18 protein-coding genes are annotated in these 21,401 nt (G+C 55.0%); 10 read left to right on the top strand and 8 right to left on the bottom strand.

The features are described from left to right. Window positions 1–11: 11 nt before the first annotated feature. The 6 genes from HYD27_RS16650 to HYD27_RS16625 form a co-directional block, all read right to left on the bottom strand. The gene (locus tag HYD27_RS16650; RefSeq protein ID WP_219216990.1) at window positions 12–959 is read right to left on the bottom strand and encodes an isochorismatase family protein; all 948 of its coding nucleotides are present in this window, start codon (window positions 957–959) and stop codon (window positions 12–14) included. A gap of 79 nt (window positions 960–1,038) precedes the next feature. Next, a complete protein-coding gene (locus HYD27_RS16645) occupies window positions 1,039–2,670 on the bottom strand; it encodes a (2,3-dihydroxybenzoyl)adenylate synthase (RefSeq protein WP_219216989.1) in 1,632 nt (543 codons plus the stop codon). Further along, on the bottom strand, window positions 2,667–3,920 hold the full coding sequence (gene dhbC, locus HYD27_RS16640; RefSeq protein ID WP_219217068.1) for an isochorismate synthase DhbC: 1,254 nt from the start codon (window positions 3,918–3,920) through the stop codon (window positions 2,667–2,669). The genes HYD27_RS16645 and dhbC overlap by 4 nt, the downstream gene beginning before the upstream one ends. A gap of 23 nt (window positions 3,921–3,943) precedes the next feature. Next, complete coding sequence (locus HYD27_RS16635; protein WP_219216988.1) at window positions 3,944–4,729, bottom strand: 2,3-dihydro-2,3-dihydroxybenzoate dehydrogenase; 786 nt, start codon at window positions 4,727–4,729, stop codon at window positions 3,944–3,946. Between the two features lie 255 nt (window positions 4,730–4,984). After that, window positions 4,985–6,586 (bottom strand): AraC family transcriptional regulator, encoded by a 1,602-nt coding sequence (locus tag HYD27_RS16630; protein ID WP_219216987.1) that lies wholly within the window; start codon window positions 6,584–6,586, stop codon window positions 4,985–4,987. Window positions 6,587–7,918: 1,332 nt separating this feature from the next. Next, entirely contained in the window at window positions 7,919–9,382 is a 1,464-nt protein-coding gene (locus tag HYD27_RS16625) for an MFS transporter (protein ID WP_220101649.1), read from the bottom strand. A gap of 152 nt (window positions 9,383–9,534) precedes the next feature. On the opposite strand from HYD27_RS16625, the gene HYD27_RS16620 reads away from it, so the two are divergent. The 3 genes from HYD27_RS16620 (at window position 9,535) to HYD27_RS16610 (ending at window position 11,026) form a co-directional block, all read left to right on the top strand. Continuing rightward, window positions 9,535–9,969 (top strand): MarR family winged helix-turn-helix transcriptional regulator, encoded by a 435-nt coding sequence (locus tag HYD27_RS16620; protein WP_219216985.1) that lies wholly within the window; start codon window positions 9,535–9,537, stop codon window positions 9,967–9,969. A 212-nt stretch (window positions 9,970–10,181) separates the two neighbouring features. Beyond that, window positions 10,182–10,688, top strand: a complete 507-nt coding sequence (locus HYD27_RS16615; protein WP_219216983.1) for a YbaK/EbsC family protein — start codon at window positions 10,182–10,184, stop codon at window positions 10,686–10,688. Then, on the top strand, window positions 10,685–11,026 hold the full coding sequence (locus HYD27_RS16610; RefSeq protein ID WP_219216981.1) for a hypothetical protein: 342 nt from the start codon (window positions 10,685–10,687) through the stop codon (window positions 11,024–11,026). Before HYD27_RS16615 ends, HYD27_RS16610 begins: the two co-directional genes overlap by 4 nt. Before the next feature lie 84 nt (window positions 11,027–11,110). Here HYD27_RS16610 and HYD27_RS16605 read toward each other — a convergent pair whose 3' ends face one another. Next, window positions 11,111–12,028 carry a fumarylacetoacetate hydrolase family protein gene (locus tag HYD27_RS16605; RefSeq protein ID WP_219216978.1) on the bottom strand — a complete coding sequence of 306 codons (918 nt, stop codon included), beginning with the start codon at window positions 12,026–12,028 and terminating at the stop codon, window positions 11,111–11,113. Window positions 12,029–12,425: 397 nt separating this feature from the next. Between HYD27_RS16605 and HYD27_RS16600 the strand changes: the two genes are divergently transcribed. The 7 genes from HYD27_RS16600 to HYD27_RS16570 all read left to right on the top strand — a co-directional run bounded on the left by HYD27_RS16600 (window position 12,426) and on the right by HYD27_RS16570 (window position 20,150). Continuing rightward, window positions 12,426–13,508, top strand: a complete 1,083-nt coding sequence (locus HYD27_RS16600) for an ABC transporter permease (protein ID WP_219216975.1) — start codon at window positions 12,426–12,428, stop codon at window positions 13,506–13,508. Between the two features lie 18 nt (window positions 13,509–13,526). Then, the gene (locus HYD27_RS16595) at window positions 13,527–14,276 is read left to right on the top strand and encodes an ABC transporter permease (RefSeq protein WP_219216973.1); all 750 of its coding nucleotides are present in this window, start codon (window positions 13,527–13,529) and stop codon (window positions 14,274–14,276) included. A 284-nt stretch (window positions 14,277–14,560) separates the two neighbouring features. Next, the gene (locus HYD27_RS16590) at window positions 14,561–15,646 is read left to right on the top strand and encodes an ABC transporter substrate-binding protein (RefSeq protein ID WP_219216971.1); all 1,086 of its coding nucleotides are present in this window, start codon (window positions 14,561–14,563) and stop codon (window positions 15,644–15,646) included. An 88-nt stretch (window positions 15,647–15,734) separates the two neighbouring features. Continuing rightward, window positions 15,735–16,526 carry an ABC transporter permease gene (locus tag HYD27_RS16585; protein WP_219216969.1) on the top strand — a complete coding sequence of 264 codons (792 nt, stop codon included), beginning with the start codon at window positions 15,735–15,737 and terminating at the stop codon, window positions 16,524–16,526. A gap of 37 nt (window positions 16,527–16,563) precedes the next feature. Next, a complete protein-coding gene (locus HYD27_RS16580; RefSeq protein WP_219216968.1) occupies window positions 16,564–17,340 on the top strand; it encodes an ABC transporter permease in 777 nt (258 codons plus the stop codon). A gap of 19 nt (window positions 17,341–17,359) precedes the next feature. Next, on the top strand, window positions 17,360–18,850 hold the full coding sequence (locus tag HYD27_RS16575) for a nitrogenase component 1 (RefSeq protein WP_219216966.1): 1,491 nt from the start codon (window positions 17,360–17,362) through the stop codon (window positions 18,848–18,850). Further along, window positions 18,834–20,150, top strand: coding sequence for a nitrogenase component 1 (locus tag HYD27_RS16570; protein WP_219216964.1), 1,317 nt, complete (start codon window positions 18,834–18,836; stop codon window positions 20,148–20,150). The genes HYD27_RS16575 and HYD27_RS16570 overlap by 17 nt, the downstream gene beginning before the upstream one ends. 255 nt (window positions 20,151–20,405) lie before the next feature. Here the strand turns inward: HYD27_RS16570 and HYD27_RS16565 are convergent, their stop codons facing one another. Continuing rightward, window positions 20,406–21,290 (bottom strand): SMP-30/gluconolactonase/LRE family protein, encoded by an 885-nt coding sequence (locus HYD27_RS16565; RefSeq protein WP_219216962.1) that lies wholly within the window; start codon window positions 21,288–21,290, stop codon window positions 20,406–20,408. Window positions 21,291–21,401 lie beyond the last annotated feature (111 nt).

Genomic DNA, 21,401 nt, shown 5'->3' with positions numbered 1-21,401 from the left:
TCCCTCCTTACTCAAGCGTAATAGTCAATGTTGGGCAGCTCTTCACCGCCGGAAGGAATGGAGACAATGCTCCACCACTCCGCCAATGTAGGCCGTTCCGCCAAGTCGACAAAAGTAACCTCGTTCCCTCCGAGCCGCCACTTCTCCACGAGCATCATGATCCGCACCGAATCCAGACCCCAATGGTTGATCAGATCGTCATGGTCGGCAATCGCCGCTGCCGGCTCATCGAGCAGCTCTGCAACCTGCTCACGCATAACGGCAAGCGATAATACAGAATTTCCGCTCCCTGCCGCCGTTTCTTCCCCGGCCTGTTCAGCTGCACTATTCAGTTCATCAAGCAGCCGCTGGACGGGGAGGACCACCGCACAACGCTCAGCGGCGTAGGTCAGCGCCATCTTGTGATGCTCCAGAGAGAAGTCGGCAACGGCGTCGGCGATAAAAAAGGGCTGAATATCCCGCATGAACGCCTCGCAAGCGGTCATCAGACAGCCAATATGGGCATAAATCCCGCAGATGATCAGCTGGCCGCGGCCCTTACCCTGCATCAGCTCCGCAAGACCGGTCTTCTGAAAGGCGCTGTACCTCCATTTGGTAAGCAGGGTATCCTCCTCTGAAGGTGCCAGCGGTTCGATAATTTGCTTTTGCTCGGGACCATCGTCAATGCCCTTTCCCCAGAAATCCTGCTGCAGCCCCCGCTCGGCGGGAGTCTGTCCGCCGGGCTGGGCCGAGTAAACGACCGGGATGCCCAATTGGGCGCAATGCTTTTTCAGAAGCTGGATGTTGGACACAAGCTCCCGGGCCGGCGATTGACCGGGAGTAAAGGCGTTTACGAAATAATTCTGCATATCATGTATAAGTAAAACTGCGCGGTTCGGGTCGGGTCTCCAGGACACCCGGTTCTCCGGCAATGCGGAAGTGTCAGGCAAGGCATACGGCAATATCGACGGAAGTGCCACTGTATCTCCTCTTTTCTTGGGAATGTTTGAGCATGCTTACTATTGTGCCCGTGAGGTGCTGCATAAGAATATTCCAGCGCTACATTTGGCCGGCTGCGGCTTGCCGCTTGGCGGCGATCAGCTCGCGGAGGCTTTTTTTGCTTACTTTGCCTACACCGGTCAGCGGGAACGCATCCACAAATTCCACACGGTCGGGTATCTTGTAAAGGGCAATTCCTCTGCCTCTCAGGAAGGCCTTGAGCTCCGAAGCACTTGGAGCAGGCCCCCGGGCAATAATGAACGCGCAGGTGCGCTCTCCCAGAAATTCATCGGGCATGGAAACCACTGCGGCGTCATGCACTGCACTGTGGGCAAGCAGATGATTTTCAATTTCCTCGGCCGCTACCTTGTCTCCTCCGCGGTTAATCTGATCCTTGTCCCGGCCCTCTACAATGAGATATCCGCTCTCGGTTACCCGGGCCATATCTCCGGTGCGGTAAAAGCCTTCCGGCGTAAATGCCTTCTTGTTATGCTCTTCCGCCTTGTAATAGCCGCGGATCGTATATGGTCCCCGGGTCAGCAGATGCCCCGTCTGCCCCGGTTCCACCTCCATGTCCCCGTCATCCAGCACCAGGATCTCATCGTAAGGAGACATGGGCTTGCCCTGGGTACCCACGATAATATCTTCAGGATCATCCAGCCGGGTATAGTTGACCAATCCCTCAGCCATTCCGTACACCTGCTGCAGTATGCAGCCGAATACCGGACGGATACGCCGGGCCGCCGTCTCGCTGAGCTTGGCTCCGCCCACCTGCAGCACCTGGAGGCTGGACAGATCATATCTGCGCGAACCCGAGGCAGCGGCTTCAAGCCAGATCAGGGCCAGCGGCGGCACCAGCCCGGCAATGGTAACCCCTTCCCGTTCAATCAGCGGGAAGGCTTCATCCGGGCTGGGACCGGGCGACAGCACCACCCGGCCTCCGGCATACAGCGTACCGAGCACCCCCGGCGAGCTGAGCGGATAATTGTGGGCAGCGGGAAGCGCAGCCAGATAGACGCTGTGCTCATCCAAGCGGCAGATTTCCGCGCTCAGCCGCAGACTGTAAATGTAGTCATCGTGGGTGCGGGGAATCAGCTTCGGCAAGCCGGTGCTTCCCCCGGAGAGCTGCAGGAAGGCGATATCCGAAGATGAGGGGCCGGCCAGCTCCGCTGGTTCAGCATACAGCTCTGATAGAGCGAGATACGGTCCCGGATCTCCGGCAACAATCACATGCTTCAGGGCTGGAACCTTGTCCTTAACCTCACCGGCGAGCAGCCGGTAATCAAATCCCGAATGCAGCGCCGGAATAATATAGGCAACAGCTTCGGAAAATTCACAGAAATAGGAAATTTCATTGCTGCGGTGCACCGGCTGTGCAAATACAGGCAGAGCGCCCAACCGGAACAGGCCGAAGCAGACCTCAATAAATTCTGCTATGTTGGGCAGCTGGACAATCACCCGGTCCTTTGGCCGGATGCCCAGCGCTGCGAAGCCTGCCGCAAGCCGGTCGGCTCTGTTGTCCAGTTCGCCATAGGTCAGGCGGCTCTCCCTGCTGACCACGGCAGTTCGTTCCCCATGCTGCCGGGCCTTCCGCTTCAGCAATTCTCCGAACGTCTCTCCCGTCCAGCAGCCAAGCTCCCGGTAGCGCTCCGCCAGCGGAACCGGCCATGCAGGGCATCCAGGAAGCGTCATTCAGCATCCCCCTCTTCCGCGGAATCCTCATTCTCAATTCCCATAGCGCGCAGCATCGTCCGGAATTTGGCGCCGGTCTCGGCAAGCTCGCCCTCCGGGCTTGAGCCGGAGACAACGCCTGCGCCGGCATAAAGACGCAGTGAGCAGTCCTCTACCTCAGCGCAGCGGATGGTTACCACCCACTCCCCGTCTCCGCTAAGATCACACCAGCCGACCATGCCCGTAAAGAAACCGCGGTCAAACGGCTCAATCTTCCGGATGGCTTCTCTTGCCGCCTCCGTTGGCGTTCCGCACACAGCCGGTGTGGGATGCAGCGCACCCGCCAGCTCCAGCGAGGATACGTCGGGGCTGGACAACTCTCCCTCCAGCACAGTAGAGAGATGCCACATGGTCGCAGTCTGCAGCAAGGAAGGCGCCGGAGGGACAATCAGGAACTTGCAGTAAGGCCGGAGTGCCGCGGCGACCGCTTCAACCACAACCTGATGCTCATGCAAATCTTTGGCCGATTTCAGCAGTGCCTCCGCCCGCCGCCGGTCCTCTGCAGGATCGGAGCTGCGCGCAGCCGAACCGGCCAGGGGATTGGCCGTTACGGACAGCCCTTTGCGCTTAACCAGCAGCTCAGGACTCGCACCTATAAGAGTCCGCCGTTCCCGTCTTTGGGCAGCAGGCTGCCGGCCGTTCTTGCCCGAATCCGGCTCCGGAAGATTTACAGCGAAGGTATAGCCTTGAGGATTGCTTGAGGCCAAGGCGCTTAGCAGCTTAGCGGTGTCCACCGGCAGCGGTGATGTGAGCAGCAGTGTTCTCGACAGCACAATTTTGCGAAGCTCGCCTTTATGGAGCAGTGAAATCCCCTGTTCCACACCTCGGATATATTCCTTTGGCTCCGGATAAGGACGTACTTTGTACTTTATGGCACTTCGGTTGCCACTTGGCCCTGAGATGTCCATATGGAGCGTTCCTGCAGTGCGGACTGACATCGGCACCATCAGGTGCGCAGGCTGGGCCGGGTCAAAAGGCAGCGCACCGACCACAACAGGTGCGTCATGCCCCGCCTTAGCCGCGCTTTGCAGCAGCTCCGCCACACGCCGGGACAAAGCCCCCGCCTCTGTATCCCCTTCAGCGGGCGGCAGAACAGCGTAGGTTCCCTGCGCCAGCAAGGTCTGCTGCGGAGAGGATAAAAAGAACGCATCACCGGAACGATATTCTTCCAAAAGCCGTATGGCCTCCGATATCACATGATATTCCATGATTAACAATCAACCCCTTTCAATATTTAATTGCCCAGCGTGGCTCCACCGTCAATACACAGGTTATGCATTGTAATATGGCCTGCCTGGTCGGACACCAGGAATGCCACCGCCTCTGCAATGTCCGCAGGCTGGGCCAGCTTTCCCAAGGGAATCCCAAGGCGGAACATCTCAAGCGAACCGGCAATCACCTGCCCGGCACTGTGCTCATCGTTCCAGAGCACCTGCTGCATCGCCGTGTCGGTTGAACCGGGGGATACAATATTGCAGCGGATATTATGCTGAGCAGCCTCAAGCCCCAGGCATTTAGTGAACATGACTGCTGCGGCCTTGGAGGCTGCATAAGCTGACATATGCATTCTCGGAACAGTAGCAGCGTTCGAGCCTACCGTTACAACAGCGCCGGCTCTCCGGTCTATCATCTGTCTGACTACAGCCCTGGAGACGTTGAAAACTCCGCCGGTATTGACCGCAAAGCTCGTCCACCAGTCGTCGTCACTGAGCGCATGGGCAGCCCCGGTGCGCAGAATGCCGGCCACATTAACCAGAATCCCGATCGGGCCCATGTTCTGCTCGATGTCTGCAACCGCCGCCTTCACTTGGCCGCTGTCGCTTACATCCGCCGGATAAGCTTCCGCCCTGAGGCCGGAAGCTTTCATCTCTGTTATGGTCAGGTCAAGAAGCTCCGCATTCTTGTCCATGCCTGCCACCAGAGCGCCCTGCTCCGCCAGCTTTCTTCCAACCGCTTCACCGATGCCCTGTGCCGCCCCGGTTACCAGCGCAACCTTTCCCTTTATCCCTGATAGCTCCATGTCCATTTCCTTCCTGCCTAAATTTTTCCACTGCTCCTTGAATTAATTGATAATGATTATCATTACTAATTATAAATTTACCTTCATTTACAGACCATGGACGATTTCCAGAACCCTTTTTTAACGATATCCGGTTCTCGGCCCCTGCGGCACGGAATTTGAAGCCGGCAGCCGTCCAGCCTAATATTCATAACAAACGGCTGCGCCGTCCTTTTCAGGGACAACACAGCCGCTCGGCAGCATCTCAGCTTTCAATTATAAATCTCCTGCAAAAATGTTCAGCAAATCCTGCACCATCCTGTCAACCGCATATGCTGAATACTCTCTCCAGGGGTCCGAAGATATAGAGTACACGCGGTTCTGCCTGACTGCCTTCAAGTCCTTCCATGACGAAGCATTCTGCAGGAACTGCCAATGGGCCAGCGACTCAGGCTCCTGGCATACATTCACTAGAATCCGGTCCGCATCGATAAACGCCAGCTGATCCGCATCCAGAATCCGTCCCGCATTGGCTGCGTTTATCTCAACCGCCGGCGCAAGCCGCAGGTCCTCATAGATCAATTCTCTCATTCCCCGGGCCGGGCAGAGGCAGCAATGCTGCTTAAAGATACTGATGACCAGAATACGCTGTTCCCCAATCTGCCTCCGCAAGCGTTCTCTGGCCAGACTTATTTGCAGCTCATATTTCCGCAGCCAGGATGCAGCCTCCTGCGGAACCCCGATCACCTCCGCCGTCATTTCAAGCTGCTCCCTCCAGTTCCTCTCCTTGAGCGGGATAAAATGAACCGGCGCCACCGCACCCAGCCTCCTCCGTTCTTCAGGCTGAAGATCATCCCGGCTGATAATCAGATCCGGCTCCGCCCGGGTCAGCGCCTCAATATTGGATTCCCAGTCCAGGTCAAAGCGGTAGGCGCTGAGATGCAGCGGGATATCCTTCCCGTACATTTTATGATAATATCCAGTCCATTTCGGGTGGAGGGGCGCGGCGTACGGGAGCACCTTCAGAGAAAGCAGCTGTCCGAGAATGGGAGAGGAGTAGGCAACGATTTTGCGGCGCCGGTTCTTAATATAGCCTGTCGGAGACATGCCCACCTCCTGCTTGAACTTGCGGCTGAAATAGAATTCGTCCTGATACCCCACCCGGTGGGCGATATCCCGCAGGCGGGCATCCGAATGCAGCATCAGCTGCTTGGCATTATCCATCCGCAGCTCTGTAACATAATCGATTGCGCTCTTGCCGTAGTTCTTTTTGAACAGGTCCACATAGTATTTCGGGCTTAGATTGGCCATTCGGGCCAGCTGCTCGATGGACAGGCTTTCGTTGTAATGCTGTTCAATATACAGCTTGGTCCGTTCAAGCGCAGAACGCGAGTCACTGTCCGGCAGCAACCGGATATGGGTCAGAATTTCGTACAAAAGCTCCATAAAAACGCCTTGCGCACGGAAGCGTTCAACCGCCAGCCTGCTTGCACAGTAAGACAGCAGCAATTCGCAGTGAACAGCCGTTTGCGCATTGGAATGAACACAGACCTCACCCTTCAGCGGAAAAGCGGCTGCGCCGCTTACGGAGGATACATCGAAGTTGAGCATCCATAATTCCACGGAATCCCCTTCTGCTGCGGACACGCCCACTGTTTGACCGGGCGAGGCCATATATATGCCTCCCGGACTCAGCCGGCAGGTAAGCAAGTCTATCATCAGGCAGCCCATTCCGCTGCCGGCTATAATGAGCGCGTGCGATCCTATGAGCTGCGGTTCCATGGCCCCTGTCTGCAGCCGCCTGATTCCTTTGAATTTCAGCCATAATCCATCCAGGGAATCAAGGTCGGCTTCAGAATGAAGAAGTGTATCATACATACCGAATATCCCCCTCCAATAGATAATGATAATCATTATCAAACTATCACAGCCTGCGGATACGGTCAAGACTTTCATTGGAAACCTCAGGAAAGGCTAGCATTGTATAGCAAGTGGAAACGGCTTCGCCGTCCTAGACCGGGCAGCGCAGCTGTTGGCATTTCAGGTATAAGGCTGGCTGCTGAAGCCAGGCGGGAAGCCATGTGGAAAAGGTCACTTCATATTCCCCCAGCCGCTTTTTCGCAAGGGTTAGCGGGAAAAAGGCTCCCTAATCGTTCCATTTCTCCCCCTTGCAGAGGAATACGCCTGCATTAAGATGAACTTGAACCATTCATCCAAAGGGCAGCCATTTTAGTGGTAAAAAGGATAACTAATCCACCGCATTCGGATTCCGGATCATCCCTAGTGGGAAAAAGTACAACTAATCCGGCTGAAATCCCCCGTATGGGGGGAGCAGGCCTCTATGAAGTGTACAAAATCCCACTAAAGCCCGTTCAAGCCAGAATTCCAGCCCATTAGTGTTACTTTTTACACTTCGCTTCCGTTCCCTATGAACCTCCTTGCGTTCCATCCAGCTTGTTCAGGTTCGCCGGTTCCATTCATATAAACCTGAATTTCGAAAGTGAATTGAACCAATCCAGATAGGACAAGGGATAAATCCTCTTTTTCCTTCACCCATATGATGCAAGCTGTTTTTAGAGCAAGAAATCCCTTAGTGTAGAGCTTTTTAGATGATTTGTGGATACTTACTTTCGAAATTCAGGATACATTAAGTTTCTTTATTGTGTTTTTTAAAGACTACAGAACCACCTCCCGCTTAAACAGCGGAGCGGACGGACGGATTGTGGATCAGCAGAGCGGCCGTCTTGGTCTCCGGATTTTCACCGCTAAGAGACTGCGACGATATAAAGTACTGCTACATTGTTGACAAAGCTCCCAAAACCGTGGAGATTTTGTCAACAAAAGCGGGTACTCATTTCCTCGCAGCTCCTAAGGGGAATGAAATAAATCTGGAGAGCACAGCGACCCAGACAACGCTCCGTTTGCGGAGCGTCCACTCCAAAAGCTTATGTATATCCTGCGCAAGTGGAAACGGCTTCGCCGTCCTGATAAGGACGGTATCCGTTTCAGCGAGAAAGATCAGGCCAATGTATAGCGTGAATCATATAAAGTCTGCCCAGTAATCACGCGGCCGCAGCGATATTTTCATACCTCAGTGGTGCCGCGCAGCGGCACGGGTGTCTTATATTTGAAAAAGCCTCCCGGCCCGATCCCGGGCTGGAAGGCTTTCGCAAGTATACGGCTTAAGGAATGAGCAAGCTTATTGAGGTGTCAGACCGCAGCTTTCTTCGATCTCTTTGCTCTTTTGATCGTGACCATGCGCCAGCCTGTCAGCAGCGCCGATACAAGACAAATGGAGGATGAGGTCAGGAACACGACATGCATGCCGGACAGGAAGATATCCGGCCGGCCCGGAATCAGATCGGTTACCCGGTAACCCGCCCGGCTGCTCATCACATTAAACAGGATGGTTGTAGCAATGGTAATGCCGACAACCATACCCACATTCCTGACCAGTGAATTGACGCTGCCTGCGGAGCCGAGCTGGGTTCGCGGCACCGTAGACATTATCAGTGAGTTGTTGGGTGAGCCGAACAAGCCGCTGCCGATCCCCAGCATGGCAATCCACACGCCCACCAGTGCTACAGCGCTTCCTTCATGCAGACGGGCCAGGCCAAACTGTGCGATCACCATTACTATCAGACCGGCAAATGTCAGGAATTCAGAGCCGATTTTGTCGGACAGCGCTCCGCTCAGCGGAGCGACAATGACCATGGAAATCGGGAAGAGCATCAGCAGGAACCCCGCATAGAATGGCGACAGGTTCAGCATGTTCTGCGCATAGAACGGGGCAATAATGTTAAAGCAAAAGTTCGCCACAAATACCAGAAATGCGCACAGAATGCTCAGTGAAAATAATGGGTTCTTGAACAGCGACAGCTGAAGCAGCGGCTGCGAGCGGCGCAGCTCCACGACGAGAAACGCAATAAACGCCCCCACGGCAACCGCCAGTGCCGAGAGAATCCGGCTGTCCCCGTATCCCAGCTGCTGCCCGAGCAACAGACCGGCAAACAGGGTTACTATAAATACAGCGAACAGCATGCTGCCGGGAAGGTCAATTTTGGATTTCACCCGGATCAGGTCCTTGGGCAGAACCTTCCATCCAAGTCCAATGGCAACCAGCCCAACCGGAACATTCACCCAAAAAATATATTCCCATCCAAGCGTAGACACGATAATCCCGCCCAGGCTCGGTCCGGCGATGCTTCCCAGCGAGACGAAGGTGCCGATCAGCCCGAGCGCCTTGCCGCGTTCAGTGGAGGGAAAGATGTCCGTAACTATCCCCTGGCTGTTGGCCATGGTCATTGAAGCGCCGAGCGCCTGAACGACCCGTGAAGCGATTAGGAACGGCAGACCCGCACTCAGGCCGCAGAGCAGAGATCCGATGATAAAAATAATCGTGCCCAGCTTAAAAATCCTGATCTTGCCCGCGATATCCCCCAGCTTCCCGAAGAACAGCACCGCCGAGCAAATCGCCATCAAATAGCCTGTCGTAACCCACTCCACCTGCGCTACGGGCAGCCCCAGCTCCTTTACAAGCACGGGCAAGGCAATATTTACAATACTGCCGTCCAGCGTGGACATAAAGGTGAACAGATTCAGAACGATCAGAATGATCCACCGCTTCTTCTGGACCGCCGCATCCTCCTGATAGGTTGCACTGATTGTACTCATAGTTAGCACCTCTTAAAAATCATATTTCGCATATAGTTGCGTCCGCAACAAACTGATCTCAGTGTACCGCAATTTAGTTGCGTATGCAACCACTTTATTGTACTATTTTAGTTGAGCCTGTTGACCGCAGTAACTTAACCAAAGAGGTGTGCATGTTGAATCTAAAAAAAGAACCCATCGGCAAGCTGATCTCCCAGCTGCATCGGCAAAATCAAAAATTCCTTGCCAAAGAAATGTTGCCTTACGGCATCGGCAGCGGCGGACAGCACAGCTTTCTGAAGCTGATTCTGAACCAGCCCGGAATTACACAGGATCAAATGACCAATGAAATGAAATTCGATAAGGCAACAACCGCCCGCTCCGTAAAGCAGCTTGAGGAGTCAGGGTATATCGAGCGTAAAACCGACCCCAGCGACCGCCGCTCCTCCCTGCTCTATCCGACGCCCAAAGCACTTGAGTTCGCTCCGGTCCTTCAATCGGTTCTGGCGGAATTAAACCGCAAGCTTACCGTCGGCTTAACCGCAGAAGAAGCAGACCAGCTCGTTAATTTGCTCCAAAAGATTAATAGGAATTCCGCAAAGCTGTGACAATGAGGAAGGGGGTGTCCCAAAAGTGCCTATTTCATGGCTTTTGGGACACCCCCTGCTTGTTATTGCTTTTTGCGGATGAATTCATCCCCTTAATCTCAAGATATGGAAGAGAACTCTTGGATGCAGGATCAGATTTGCTTTGCCCAATACCCAAAAACCAGTTAAAATGTAAGGCAACATGAAATGCTTTCAGAAAGGAGCAAATCCATTTGTCTATTACAAATGTAAAGGAACACTTCCGCCGCGTGGGCCGGGAGCAGGATGTGCAGGAATTCTCTACCTCCAGCGCTACTGTAGAGATGGCGGCCGCAACCATCGGCGTCATTCCCGCCCGTATTGCCAAAACCCTCTCCTTCCGGGGTGCGGACAAGCCCGCCATTCTCATTGTAGCTGCCGGGGATGCCAAGATCGATAACAAGAAATTCAGGGAAGCCTTTGGCTTCAAAGCCAGAATGCTTGGCCCGGACGAGGTCCTGGAGCAGACCGGACACGAAATCGGCGGGGTCTGCCCTTTTGGGCTGGCTCATGAGCTGGAAGTTTATCTGGACATGTCCATGAAAAGGTTCGACACCCTGTACCCGGCCTGCGGCAGCACCAATTCCGCGATAGAGCTGAGCTGTGATGAGCTGTATATGTATGCCGGCGCCAAGGATTGGGTCGATGTCTGCAAAGGCTGGAATGAAGCGGAAGCCCTGGGGGAAGAACCAACCGCTTGAATACTGTCGTGGTCAAAAGCCAAACACCGCCGCCGACGCACAAAAAGCGTTTCCCGCTGTCATTGCTGTTCCCGACGCTGGGCTCTTTTGCCATCGGCAGGACCGAGTTTAACATCATGGTGCTTTTGCCCAATATTGCCGGCGGTCTTCTTTATCTCCGGAAACGCCGTGCCGGTGCCCGCACCGACGTATACGCTGCTGATTCCGCCCCGCATCCTCACCGCCTTCACACATGGAGCCTGTCCCGGAATGGGCACGATTGCCGCCGCCAGACTGGTACGGCCGGAGAGCAGGCATGCGCCCCTGTTCAATCCGGAGGAGCGCTTGGCGGTTACTAAAAGGCCGGAATCCCCATCTGCGGGGATTTCGGCCTTTGTTGTGCTTACAAGGTATAGATTTAACCTGCGTAATGGCGTCAATGCTCAGCCTGATTGTTCCGCAACCATGCGATTGGTCAGACGTCCCAGCTTCTCAAGCTCTACGGTAACCTCATCCCCCGGCTTCAGATAGCTCTGTTTCTCCGGCGGATATCCCATTATTACGCCCTCCGGCGTACCGGTTAGGATAATGTCACCCGGCAAGAGCGTCATGCACCGGGAGATATAACTGATAATCTGCCTGCAGTCAAAGATCATGTCCGAGGTATTGGAGTCTTGCCGCACTTCGCCGTTCACCCAGCATCTAATGCTCAGCTGGCCGGGATCGCCTACCTCGTCCTTGGTGACCACATAGGGGCCGACCGGCGCAAAGCGGTCGCAGGACTTGCCGGCAAGCCACTGGCTGGTGCGCGTCTGCAAATCGCGGGCGGACAAATCATTCGCGGCAAAATAGCCGAATACCTTATCCAGCGCTTCCTCCTCGCTGACATCTTTGGCTCTCTGACCGATTACTATGCCGAGCTCCGCTTCATAATCGACCTTCTGCGTAGAGCCTGGAAGCGGGACTGCAGTGCCGTGTCCGGCCAGGGTGTTCGGGAATTTGCTGAAAAGAATCGGATATTCCGGCAGCGGCATTCCCGTCTCTTCGGCATGTCTGCGGTAGTTCAGCCCGATGCAGATGATTTTGCCGGGATCAGCCACGCAGGGCGCGAATTCCAGCGAGGCCTCCTCTCTGTGCACAGCCTTGGCTCCTTCGCCAAGAAGCGGCAGGGCATCCACAAAATTACGCAGGCTGTGCAGCGCAGTCTCCCCGCCGTCCAGCACCGCTCTCAGCGTTGCCGGAACAGCTTCCCCCGATCGTTCCGGCACGGCATTCAACGCCGCCGCCACATCCAGAATCCCCGCTTCTCTCTTCACGCCAAGCCGCAGCGTTTCCAATCCCCAAAAATTCAACAACTGCATATCTGTTCCTCTCCTTGGCTCTGAATATATCCCCAGACGGCGGTATAGAGCTCTTCCAGTTGCCCTGCCGGAGGTGCATGGGGTCGCGAGCGGTACAGGCCCTTCGACTTTCCGATCTGCTCCCCGGAGTGCGGATTCCAGCCACGAGATTGCATCCGGCCAGGCCGTTGAAAATGGCCGATTTTAGCGTATTATAGAACGGGCTCTTAAGCCTGTCAACGGCGAAATTAACAATACAAAGCAAAACCGACAAATAACAGCAAGTTCGCAATGTTGCCAAATTCGCACTCTTATCCATGCAGGAAACTATTGACATATAAACAATAGCAACTCTAAACTGTACAAAACCTATAAGAAAAATATGATTTAAAAAATGGAAGCAGGAGGTTATAGTTCCATGGAAAACCGCATAATTCCGGGTATAATGCTTGCCGCTTTACGTGTATCCGGCATCGCCGCCGTCTGTATCCTGTGGGAGCTTGTGCCAAGGAGCGGCCTGGCCAATCCGGCGTTCTTCCCGCCGCTGTCCGCAGTGCTGCAGGAGCTGGCCGCTCTTGTGCGCAATCAGCATCTGTTCGGCCATACCGTCGCTACCCTGTGGCGTGTAACGGCGGGCATTCTGCTGGCGGCGCTGCTGGCCGTTCCGTCCGGAGCCTTTCTCGGATATTGGAAGCCCGGCTTGGCAGCGGGACTGAACCCGCTGTTCCGCATTTTGACCCAAGTCAATCCATTCTCGCTTATGACGGTATTCCTGCTCTTCTTCGGCATCGGAGAAAAAGCGAAGCTGATCATCGTCACATGGGTCGCCTTCTGGCCGCTTCTGAACCATGTCGTGAGCGGTGTGCAGAATCTGGATGCGGACATGCTGAAAGCAGCTCGGGGCATGGGGACTCCGCCGGGGCGGCTGCTCCTGAGGGTCCTTCTGCCGGGGGCGGCCCCCTCTGTTTTCCTGGGCATCCGCACGTCGGTTGTACTGCTGCTGGCCATCCTGGTCGCAGGTGAAATGCTGGGCGGCATGGCCGGACTCGGTTGGCTGCTCCACTGGTCCGGCAATTATTATTCCTCCCCGTATGCCACGACGCCTATCTTTGCAGTGGGGCTGTGTATTTCCTTGATTGGCGTCGCCCTTAGTGCCATACTCCGCAGGCTGGAGCGGGACCTGTTTTTCTGGAAGCCGCTCGAACCGGTATGGGATACAGCAGCCCCGCCGCAGCGGAGGCGGAGAAGAACAACCCGTGCGTTCCCTGTAGCCGTAATGTCTGCGGTGCTGGTTCTCCTGATAGCGGGCGGAGCCTCTACCAGCCATCTCAGCAAAACAAGGGGCAGCTTCTCGGGAGAAGGCGATGTGCCGTCCCCTTCCCTCGACCTGCAAGGCGGTACGAACACACATGAGCACCATGCCCCGGCCACCGGGAATTCGGAGCACAGCGGTTCTTCCGAAACCTCCGGACATAACGGTCACAGCGGAAGCTCGGAATAATATAGCGGGAGGTACGAAATGAATCTGATAATGCTTGGCAAACGATTTGCCGCTGTTTTAGCTTTTATCCTGCTGTGGGAGATCAGTGTCCGTCTCGAATGGGTCGACCCCCAATTCATCCCCCCTTTCACACAGGTGATTGCGTTTATCTTTGCGGAATCCGCCTCCGGAACGCTGGAGAAGAATCTGCTGGCCAGTCTGGGACGGGCCGCAGGAGGGCTAGCCGTCGCCGTTATAACCGCTGTACCGCTTGGGGTTGCCCTGGCCGGCTGGTCGCAGAAGCTGCGGATTGCGTTGGAGCCTGTACTGGAATGGCTCTCACACATCAACCCGTTTGTGGTGTTTCATGTTATCATCGTCTTCATGGGGGCCGGTGAGCTGACGAAGATTACGATCATCGCCTGGGCCTGCATATGGCCGATTATGTTCAGTACCCTGTCCGGCATTATCCATGCTGATACGGACACCGTAAAAGCCGCACGTTCATTCGGGCTGAACCGCTTCCGGCTTACCGTCAAAATCCTTCTGCCCTCCGCCCTGCCCTCAATTCTCACCGGCACACGGCTGGCTGCCGGCTACTCATTGCTGTTCCTGGTCGCCGCCGAAATGATGGGCGCCAGCTCCGGCCTTGGCTTCATGATCTATACAGCACAGGCCAATTACCAGATCGTGGAGATGTTTGCAGGGGTTGTTGTCATTGCGGCTTTGGCAATGATCCTGGATGGAATTATGTCTGCAGCAGGAAAAAAGCTCTCCTACCGGCGCTAAAGCTTTGCCTTGGATAAAAGTTACAATTTTTCGAACTAGCTGTTTTGTGTACGTTCATGCGTTGACAAAAAACAAAACACTAAGATAAGCTATGATTCATAAATCACATAAGATTTGTCGGATTAACCGAGTTGACCAGTCCGCTGGAGACTAGGCGCTTCCTTTCGGAAGAATGCCTAGTCTCTTTTTATATTATTACGAGGCAGGTGATGCGGCAGGGCGATTAGCTATAGCATATTTTGCTATATTTTAACTTAAAACCAAAATATCGGGAGGAATCAAAGATGGCAGGCGGTAAAAATAAACTGGTTATTTTATCTGTAGTCGCCGTACTCGCGGCAGGAGGCATCGGTGTAGGCAGCTACCTGGGCCAGACGAAAAAAGGGCTTGGCATTCAAGGGGCTGCCGGCTTACAGGATTTGAAGAGCGAAAGCTTTGATCCGGCCAAATCCGGCAAAAAGGTATATTCCATCAAAACCGACACCAAGGTGAACTGCTCCTCGACGCCATGGGTTATCGCCGAGAAAAAGGGCTTTTTCGCCGAGGAAGGCATCAACATTGAGTACACGGGCGAGCTGACAACCGCACAAGTGCTGCCATCCATCCTAAACGGCACGAACAATGTCTCCAGCGCTCATGTCAACAATGTTGCTACCTACATCGCAGGCGGGGCAAACATCAAGGGCGTAACGATCGGCGGTTCCGAACCGACACCCGAGGTCGACGACAAATACCATCACATGAAGTATTATGTCAGCCCGAAGCTGGGTGTGTCCTCCCTGGCAGAGCTGATCGGGAAGAAGAACGGTGAGAAGATCACAATTAATGGAACCGTCCCGAGCTGCGCCACTTTTATCGCCACCAATGCTTTTGACCACCTTGGCTTCGACCGGAATCAGATCAAATTCGTCTCTTTTGAGAGCGACACGGCCGCCTTGCAGGCCAACCAGCAGGGCAACATCGATATTGTCGGCGTTCACCCTCCCTTCTACAAGCTGGCCAAGGATTCCGGTCTGATTGAGCTGTTCGACACAGCGGACACCGGACTTGGCGAAGCGGCAGGAACGACCTTCTACTACTTCACAGAACAGTTCATCAAAGACAATCCGGAAGCGGTCCAAGGCTTTGTCAATGCGATTAAAAAGGCTCAGGCCTGGATCGTCGATCCGAAAAACGAAGAAGAAGCGATCAAGCTGACCGGCGACTACATCGGCCAACCGGTTAACGCCGTGCATTACTATTACACCGGCAAAGGCTTCCAGGACAAGCTGATCCAGCCGTGGATTGACGACCTCGTCGTATCGGGAGCGCTGAAAAAGAACCAGCTGCATGTCAGCGACCTGATCACTACCGAATTTGACAAGAGCTGAGCAGTTTTTGAGAAGCGGAACCGGCGACATTCCCGCCGCCCAAAAATGAGACGGAATTATTTTTATGGAAAAGGAGGCTCAATTAAGCATGAAATGGATCGGCTCGGTTCACCGGTCATTGCTAAGCTTTTACCTGTTTTTCTTGGTGCTGGTTATTTGGGAGACTGCTCCGCGGCTGGGTCTGGTCAGCGATGTCTTCGTCCCGCCTTTCTCGCGGATCGTGCAGGCCGGAGTCGATCTGGGGCTGACGAATATTCTGCTCTACATTTCCATCAGCCTGAAAAGAGTGTTCGTCGGTTTTTTCCTGGCAACGCTTCTCGCTCTGCCCGCAGGCTTTATTCTGGCCGGGGCGTTTCCCAAGCTGGCTGTATTCCTGCAGCCGCTGACCCGGTTTCTCGCCAGTATCCCGCCATTTATTCTGTTTCCGGTTTTCGTCATCATTATCGGTATCGGGGAAGGAGGCATCTATACCGTTATCTTCTGGTCGAGCTTCTGGCCGATCCTGTTTACGACCATCGCAGGCATTCAAAACGTCGATCCGCTGCTGATCCGGTCGGCGCAATCGATGAATGCAGGCAAGCTGAGAATTTTTGCCAAGGTCATCCTGCCCGGCGCGTCCCCGACACTTATCACCGGTCTGCGGACTGGTCTTACCATGAGCTTCTTCATGCTGATCGGGTCGGAAAGCATGGGCGCCGATTCCGGAATGGGCTGGATGATCCACAATGCCCAGAGCATGGGCTTTGTCGAACGGATTTACCTCGGTGCGATTATGGTTGCGGGCGTCGGCCTGGTGCTCAATTATGTTCTGGAGTATCTGGAGAGCTCCGTCCTCTACTGGCGGCAGGCGCCGGAAGCGGAGAGCAAGTCCGCAGCCTGAATGCCCATATTTACTAAGGAAAGGAGGAGGAGACGGATTGAACTTCAATACTGGCAGCTTGAAAAAAATCGGCATTGGCAGCATCCCGATACTGTTGTTCTTTATCTTCTGGGAGGTAGGCGCCCGGATTATTCCGGAAGGTGTGATCTCGCCTTCCAGCGATGCGGTCGCGGCCATCTATAAGTCGGCTGTATCAGGCGTACTCTGGGAGCAGACGCTGATCAGCCTTTATCGGGTACTGCTGGGATTCGGCCTGTCGCTTGTCGTTGGCATTCCGCTCGGATTTCTGCTGGGGACCTTCTTTGGCACGGTGGAAAAAGCGCTGCTGCCCTTCCTGCGCACCTGCGAGAAGCTGAATCCCTTCGCAATCATTCCGATCTTCATGATCTTCTTCGGCATCGGCACCGCCGAGAAGGTCGTCGTCATCTTCTGGTCGGCCCTCTGGCCGGTGCTGTTCAACACGATGGCCGGAGCCAAAGACGTCGATTTCAGCCTGCTGCGGGCGGCACGCTCCATGGGCGCGACACGCAGGGAGCTGTTCACCAAGGTGATTCTGCCTTACACCACGCCCAATATTTTTATCGGAATCGAATTCGCCGCCCAGCTCTCGTTCTTTATGATTATCGCCTCAGAAGTGATCGGCGCAAGCACAGGGCTCGGCTGGTATTACATCAACTCCACAGCCCGCTACGACCTGCCGCTTATGTACGGTATCGTTCTGTTCATCACCGTTCTCGGCATCATTATCAACCGGCTGTTCGCCAGACTGAAAAAACACTTTCTGGTGTGGAAGGAAGCAACACAGCTGCACTAAACAAAGGAGGAATGTAATCTTGCCCATTAATTTGAAAAGGTCGCAGGCCATTATCCGGGAGAAACGGCTGAAATCCATCGTCGGCTACCAGGGATCGATCAAGGATCTTGCGGAGAAATCCCGCAGCGGCTGTCTGAAGAACGCAAGGCGCGGTTTCAGCCAGGCTACCAATTGCAATTCCGGTTGCGCACAAGGATATCTGTCTTCCATCGTCGACGCTGCCATCGTCAATCACGGACCGGTCGGCTGCGCCGGAGATGTCGCAGGCTCCAATTCGGTCTATCAATGGGGCCAGCATATCCGCGGCTCGGACAATAAAAGAAATGTCAGAATCGTCAACACTAATATGTCGGAGAGCGTTGTCGTATTCGGCGGTGATAAAATCCTGCGTGATGCGGTGCATAAAGCCTATGAACGGTTTCGGCCGAAGGCGATATTCGTCACTACCTCCTGCGCCTCGGGGATTATCGGAGACGATGTGGAGCGCACGCTGAAGGACGCGGAAGCCGAGCTTGGCATTCCGGTGGTTCCTGTCTTCTGCGACGGCTTCCGTTCCCAGATTTGGGCATCCGGCTTTGACGCGGCCTTTCATGCTCTGCTGACACGGATCGTCCAGCCGCCGCAGCAGAAGCGCCCTGAGCTGGTCAACGTCATCAATTTCTATGCCAGCGGACGGGATGCGGTTAAGGAGATTTTTGGCCGTCTCGGGCTGGTGCCGCAGTTCGGCATTCCCTTCAGCTCGATCGAGCAGCTTGAAAAATGGTCGGAGGCCGCGGCCACCATCAGCATCTGCGGTACGCTGGGCGGCTATATGGGCAATGGCTTGGAGCAGAAATTCGGCGTGCCTTATGTGACGGCGCTGCAGCCGCACGGAATCGCCGGATTTGACGACTGGCTGCGCAAGCTTGGGGAGACTGTAGGCAAGCAGCAGGAAGCAGAGGCGTATCTCGCTGAACAAAAGGAGCTGGCCGCCCCCGAGCTGGCGGAAATTAAGCGCAGGCTGCAGGGTAAACGGGTTGTGGTCGGTATGGGACCCAGCTTCGCCCATAACTACATGCGTCTGCTGGAGGACTTCGGGATGGATGTCGTTTGGGGCTTCTCCTGGCACTACGACTCCAAGCATGATCACGGGGGCTGCCCTTCCTGCACACTTGACCTGGCGGAGAAGGAGAAGGATATTCCGGTCAGCGTAAGCGACCAGCAGAATCATGAAGTGATCAATCTGCTCCAAAAAGTCAAGCCCGATCTGTATGTCGGAAGACATCCCGGACTGTCGGTATGGGCGACCAAGCTCGGCATTCCTACGATCATGATCAGCGATGAATACAGCGCCTTCGGCTACCAGGGGACGCTCGATTTCGGTGAACGCATTATCGATGCCCTGACCAACAACAGTCTGGCCAACAACCTTGCGCAGCGCATCAAGCTTCCTTACACCGACTGGTGGTTCGAGCAGGACCCGTTTACCTTCCTGGAGAGCGAGATCGACGAACATGTCACAGTCGGTTGAGCAGATCCGGCATGTATGCGCCTTGGGAGCTTTCCAGTCGGTGCTGGCGATTAAGCGTGCCGTGCCGATTGTCCACTCCGGACCGGGCTGCGTAGCCAAATTGATGATAACGCTCGGAACCCAGAATGGCCATCAGGGTTCAGGTTATGTTGGCGGACATGCTATTCCGTGCACGAATGCCTCCGAGAAAGAGGTTGTATTCGGAGGCACTGATCAGTTGCATAAAGTCATTGCCAATACGTTCAACGTCATCGACGGCGATTTGTTCGTAGTCCTGACGGGCTGCACCTCTGATATTATCGGCGACGATATCGGCGAAGTGGCCCGAAAGTTCAAGCGAAGCGGCAAACCGATCGTATATGTCGAGACCGGCGGTTTCAAAGGGAGCAACCTGATCGGCCATGAGTTGGTTCTGGATGCCATTATCGAGCAGTTTCTGGAGCCGCAGGCGGAGATTGAGCCGGGTCTGGTTAATCTGTGGTCGGTCGTTCCTTACCAAAATACATTTTGGGCCGGGGACATTGAGCAGTTGAACAAGCTGCTCACCGCCATCGGCCTGAGGCCGAATACGATCTTTGGCCCGGACAGCAGCATCGAAGCCGTCCGCAATATCCCGAAGGCCCAGTTCAACCTTGTCGTCTCCCCCTGGGTCGGCTTGCGGGCCGCCGAGCATCTTCAGGAAAGGTTCGGCACGCCCTTTCTGCATTATCCGGTGCTGCCGATCGGCCCCTCGGAGACGTCCAATTTTCTCCGAACGGTCAGCGATTTCGCCGGCATTGATCCGGCCGTTGCCCGGAATGTCATTCAGCGGGAAGAGGACCGGTATTACTACTACCTGGAGCGGGCCGCCGACACCCTGCTGGAAACCAGGCTGTTGCCCAGACGCTTCGCCACGGTCGGAGACAGCCTGTATGCGCTCGGCATCTCACGCTTCCTGACCAACGACCTCGGGCTGATCCCTGAAAAGCAGTTCATTACGGAGGATACGCCGGTCCTCCATCAAGAGGGCGTTGCAGCCGAGTTCGCGAAATACTCGAACGGGATCACCGCCGAGACGCTGTTCTCCAATGATGGCGGGCATGTAGAAGGGGAACTGCGCAAGCTGAAGCTGAGAAGCCGCCCTCTCATCCTCGGCAGCTCCTGGGAGCGGGCCGTTGCCCGCGACCTGAACGCCTACCAGTTGTCCATCTCGGCACCGATCGCCAACCAGATGGTGATGAGCAAGTCATACGTCGGGTATGACGGAGCACTGCATCTGACTGAAGATATTTATTCAGTCGTGCTGAATGATTTCATGTAGCTCCAAGGGCTTATTCTTGTTCTTATGTTACGGCACTTTAGGGTGGATATTGTTTGCGATTGCTGATCCGATTCAAACGGGGCTGTCAGGAATGCCTTTGCCGGCTTCTCTCGTTTTGCAGCTTTTCACCTTTGAACAGCAATTACCAAAGCAGCCAAGCAGACAGTGCCTTAACGGTTCTGTCTGCTTGGCATTTCAAATAAACAACCAAGTGCGGACTAAGCTATGTCGCCCTCAGCAAGAAGCGCCTTCCCCTTATCCCCGAATTTGGCCGGCGGCGTTGCCCGGCAGACCGGTCACACCGGTCTTGGCCTTGAACAGTCCGCCAGCCAGCGGCCAGCGCTGCAATTCCTCTGAACTCATGCCGACACGGGCTGTAGTAATAAAGAGCTCGTCCAGCTGCCCCCCGCCGAAGGCGCAGGAAGTCACTAACGGTGCGGGCACTTCGATCTTTCCGGTCTGCTCCCCGGTGTGCGGATTCCAGCGCGAGACACAGCTGCCGTTCCAATGGGCCACCCAGATCATTCCCTCTCCGTCAATCGTCATTCCGTCCGGCCCGCCGGCGCCTTCCGGGAACTGCACCACGGTTCTGCGTCCGCTTACCGTACCGCTGTCCAGATCATAATCCATTGCATCCACGCCCCGGGTCAGGGTGTCAATGTAATACATCAGACCGCGGCTGTCATCCCAGGCCAGGCCATTGGAGATGCTGATACCGGACAGCACCTTCCGCACTTCTCCTTGAGACTCCATCACATATAAGCTTCCCGCTCCCCGTTTGTCCTCCATGCTCATAGAGCCGAACCATAATCTGCCTCTGCTGTCGCATTTGGCATCGTTCAGCCGGTTGCCGGAAATATCGGTCTCTACAAGGGCCAGCAATTTCAAAGGACGATCCTCCTGAAATATGTAAATCCCGTCCTGCAAAGCCACCACCCAGCCGCCGCCTGCGGCCGGAACGGCTGCACTGATCATTTGCTCGAAGGCGTATATCTTCTCGCTGCGCGTTCCGGGATCAAATATCCTCAGCTGCTTGCCCTCAATATTCACCCAATAGAGCCTGCCTGCCTCCGGGTCCCAGTGGGCACCCTCGCCAAGCAATGCCTGTGCGTCTACCACCAATTCTGCTTGTATGATCAACGGATAGCCTCCTAAGCTTACTCCAGAATAGTACTCTTCCCTCTACATTCTACCTTCGCAAAGTTTAATTATCCACCCTCAGTCAATATGACATACACCTGTCCAGTTTGG

It is taken from the genome of Paenibacillus sp. S150 (assembly GCF_019352175.1).
In the GTDB taxonomy this organism is placed as follows: Bacteria; Bacillota; Bacilli; order Paenibacillales; family Paenibacillaceae; genus Paenibacillus_AQ.
The sequence above is the reverse complement of the archived record's forward strand: the minus strand, read 5'-3'. Positions and strand labels throughout refer to the sequence as shown.

What these genes read in the sequence shown, in the direction of transcription:
- HYD27_RS16595 (WP_219216973.1), top strand. Translation starts at nt 13,527, where the DNA reads ATGAATCTGATAATGCTTGGCAAACGATTTGCCGCTGTTTTAGCTTTT.
- HYD27_RS16620 (WP_219216985.1), top strand. Translation starts at nt 9,535, where the DNA reads ATGTTGAATCTAAAAAAAGAACCCATCGGCAAGCTGATCTCCCAGCTG.
- HYD27_RS16605 (WP_219216978.1), bottom strand. Translation starts at nt 12,028, where the DNA reads ATGCAGTTGTTGAATTTTTGGGGATTGGAAACGCTGCGGCTTGGCGTG.
- HYD27_RS16570 (WP_219216964.1), top strand. Translation starts at nt 18,834, where the DNA reads ATGTCACAGTCGGTTGAGCAGATCCGGCATGTATGCGCCTTGGGAGCT.
- HYD27_RS16600 (WP_219216975.1), top strand. Translation starts at nt 12,426, where the DNA reads ATGGAAAACCGCATAATTCCGGGTATAATGCTTGCCGCTTTACGTGTA.
- HYD27_RS16590 (WP_219216971.1), top strand. Translation starts at nt 14,561, where the DNA reads ATGGCAGGCGGTAAAAATAAACTGGTTATTTTATCTGTAGTCGCCGTA.
- HYD27_RS16645 (WP_219216989.1), bottom strand. Translation starts at nt 2,670, where the DNA reads ATGACGCTTCCTGGATGCCCTGCATGGCCGGTTCCGCTGGCGGAGCGC.
- HYD27_RS16625 (WP_220101649.1), bottom strand. Translation starts at nt 9,382, where the DNA reads ATGAGTACAATCAGTGCAACCTATCAGGAGGATGCGGCGGTCCAGAAG.
- HYD27_RS16630 (WP_219216987.1), bottom strand. Translation starts at nt 6,586, where the DNA reads ATGTATGATACACTTCTTCATTCTGAAGCCGACCTTGATTCCCTGGAT.
- HYD27_RS16585 (WP_219216969.1), top strand. Translation starts at nt 15,735, where the DNA reads ATGAAATGGATCGGCTCGGTTCACCGGTCATTGCTAAGCTTTTACCTG.
- HYD27_RS16635 (WP_219216988.1), bottom strand. Translation starts at nt 4,729, where the DNA reads ATGGAGCTATCAGGGATAAAGGGAAAGGTTGCGCTGGTAACCGGGGCG.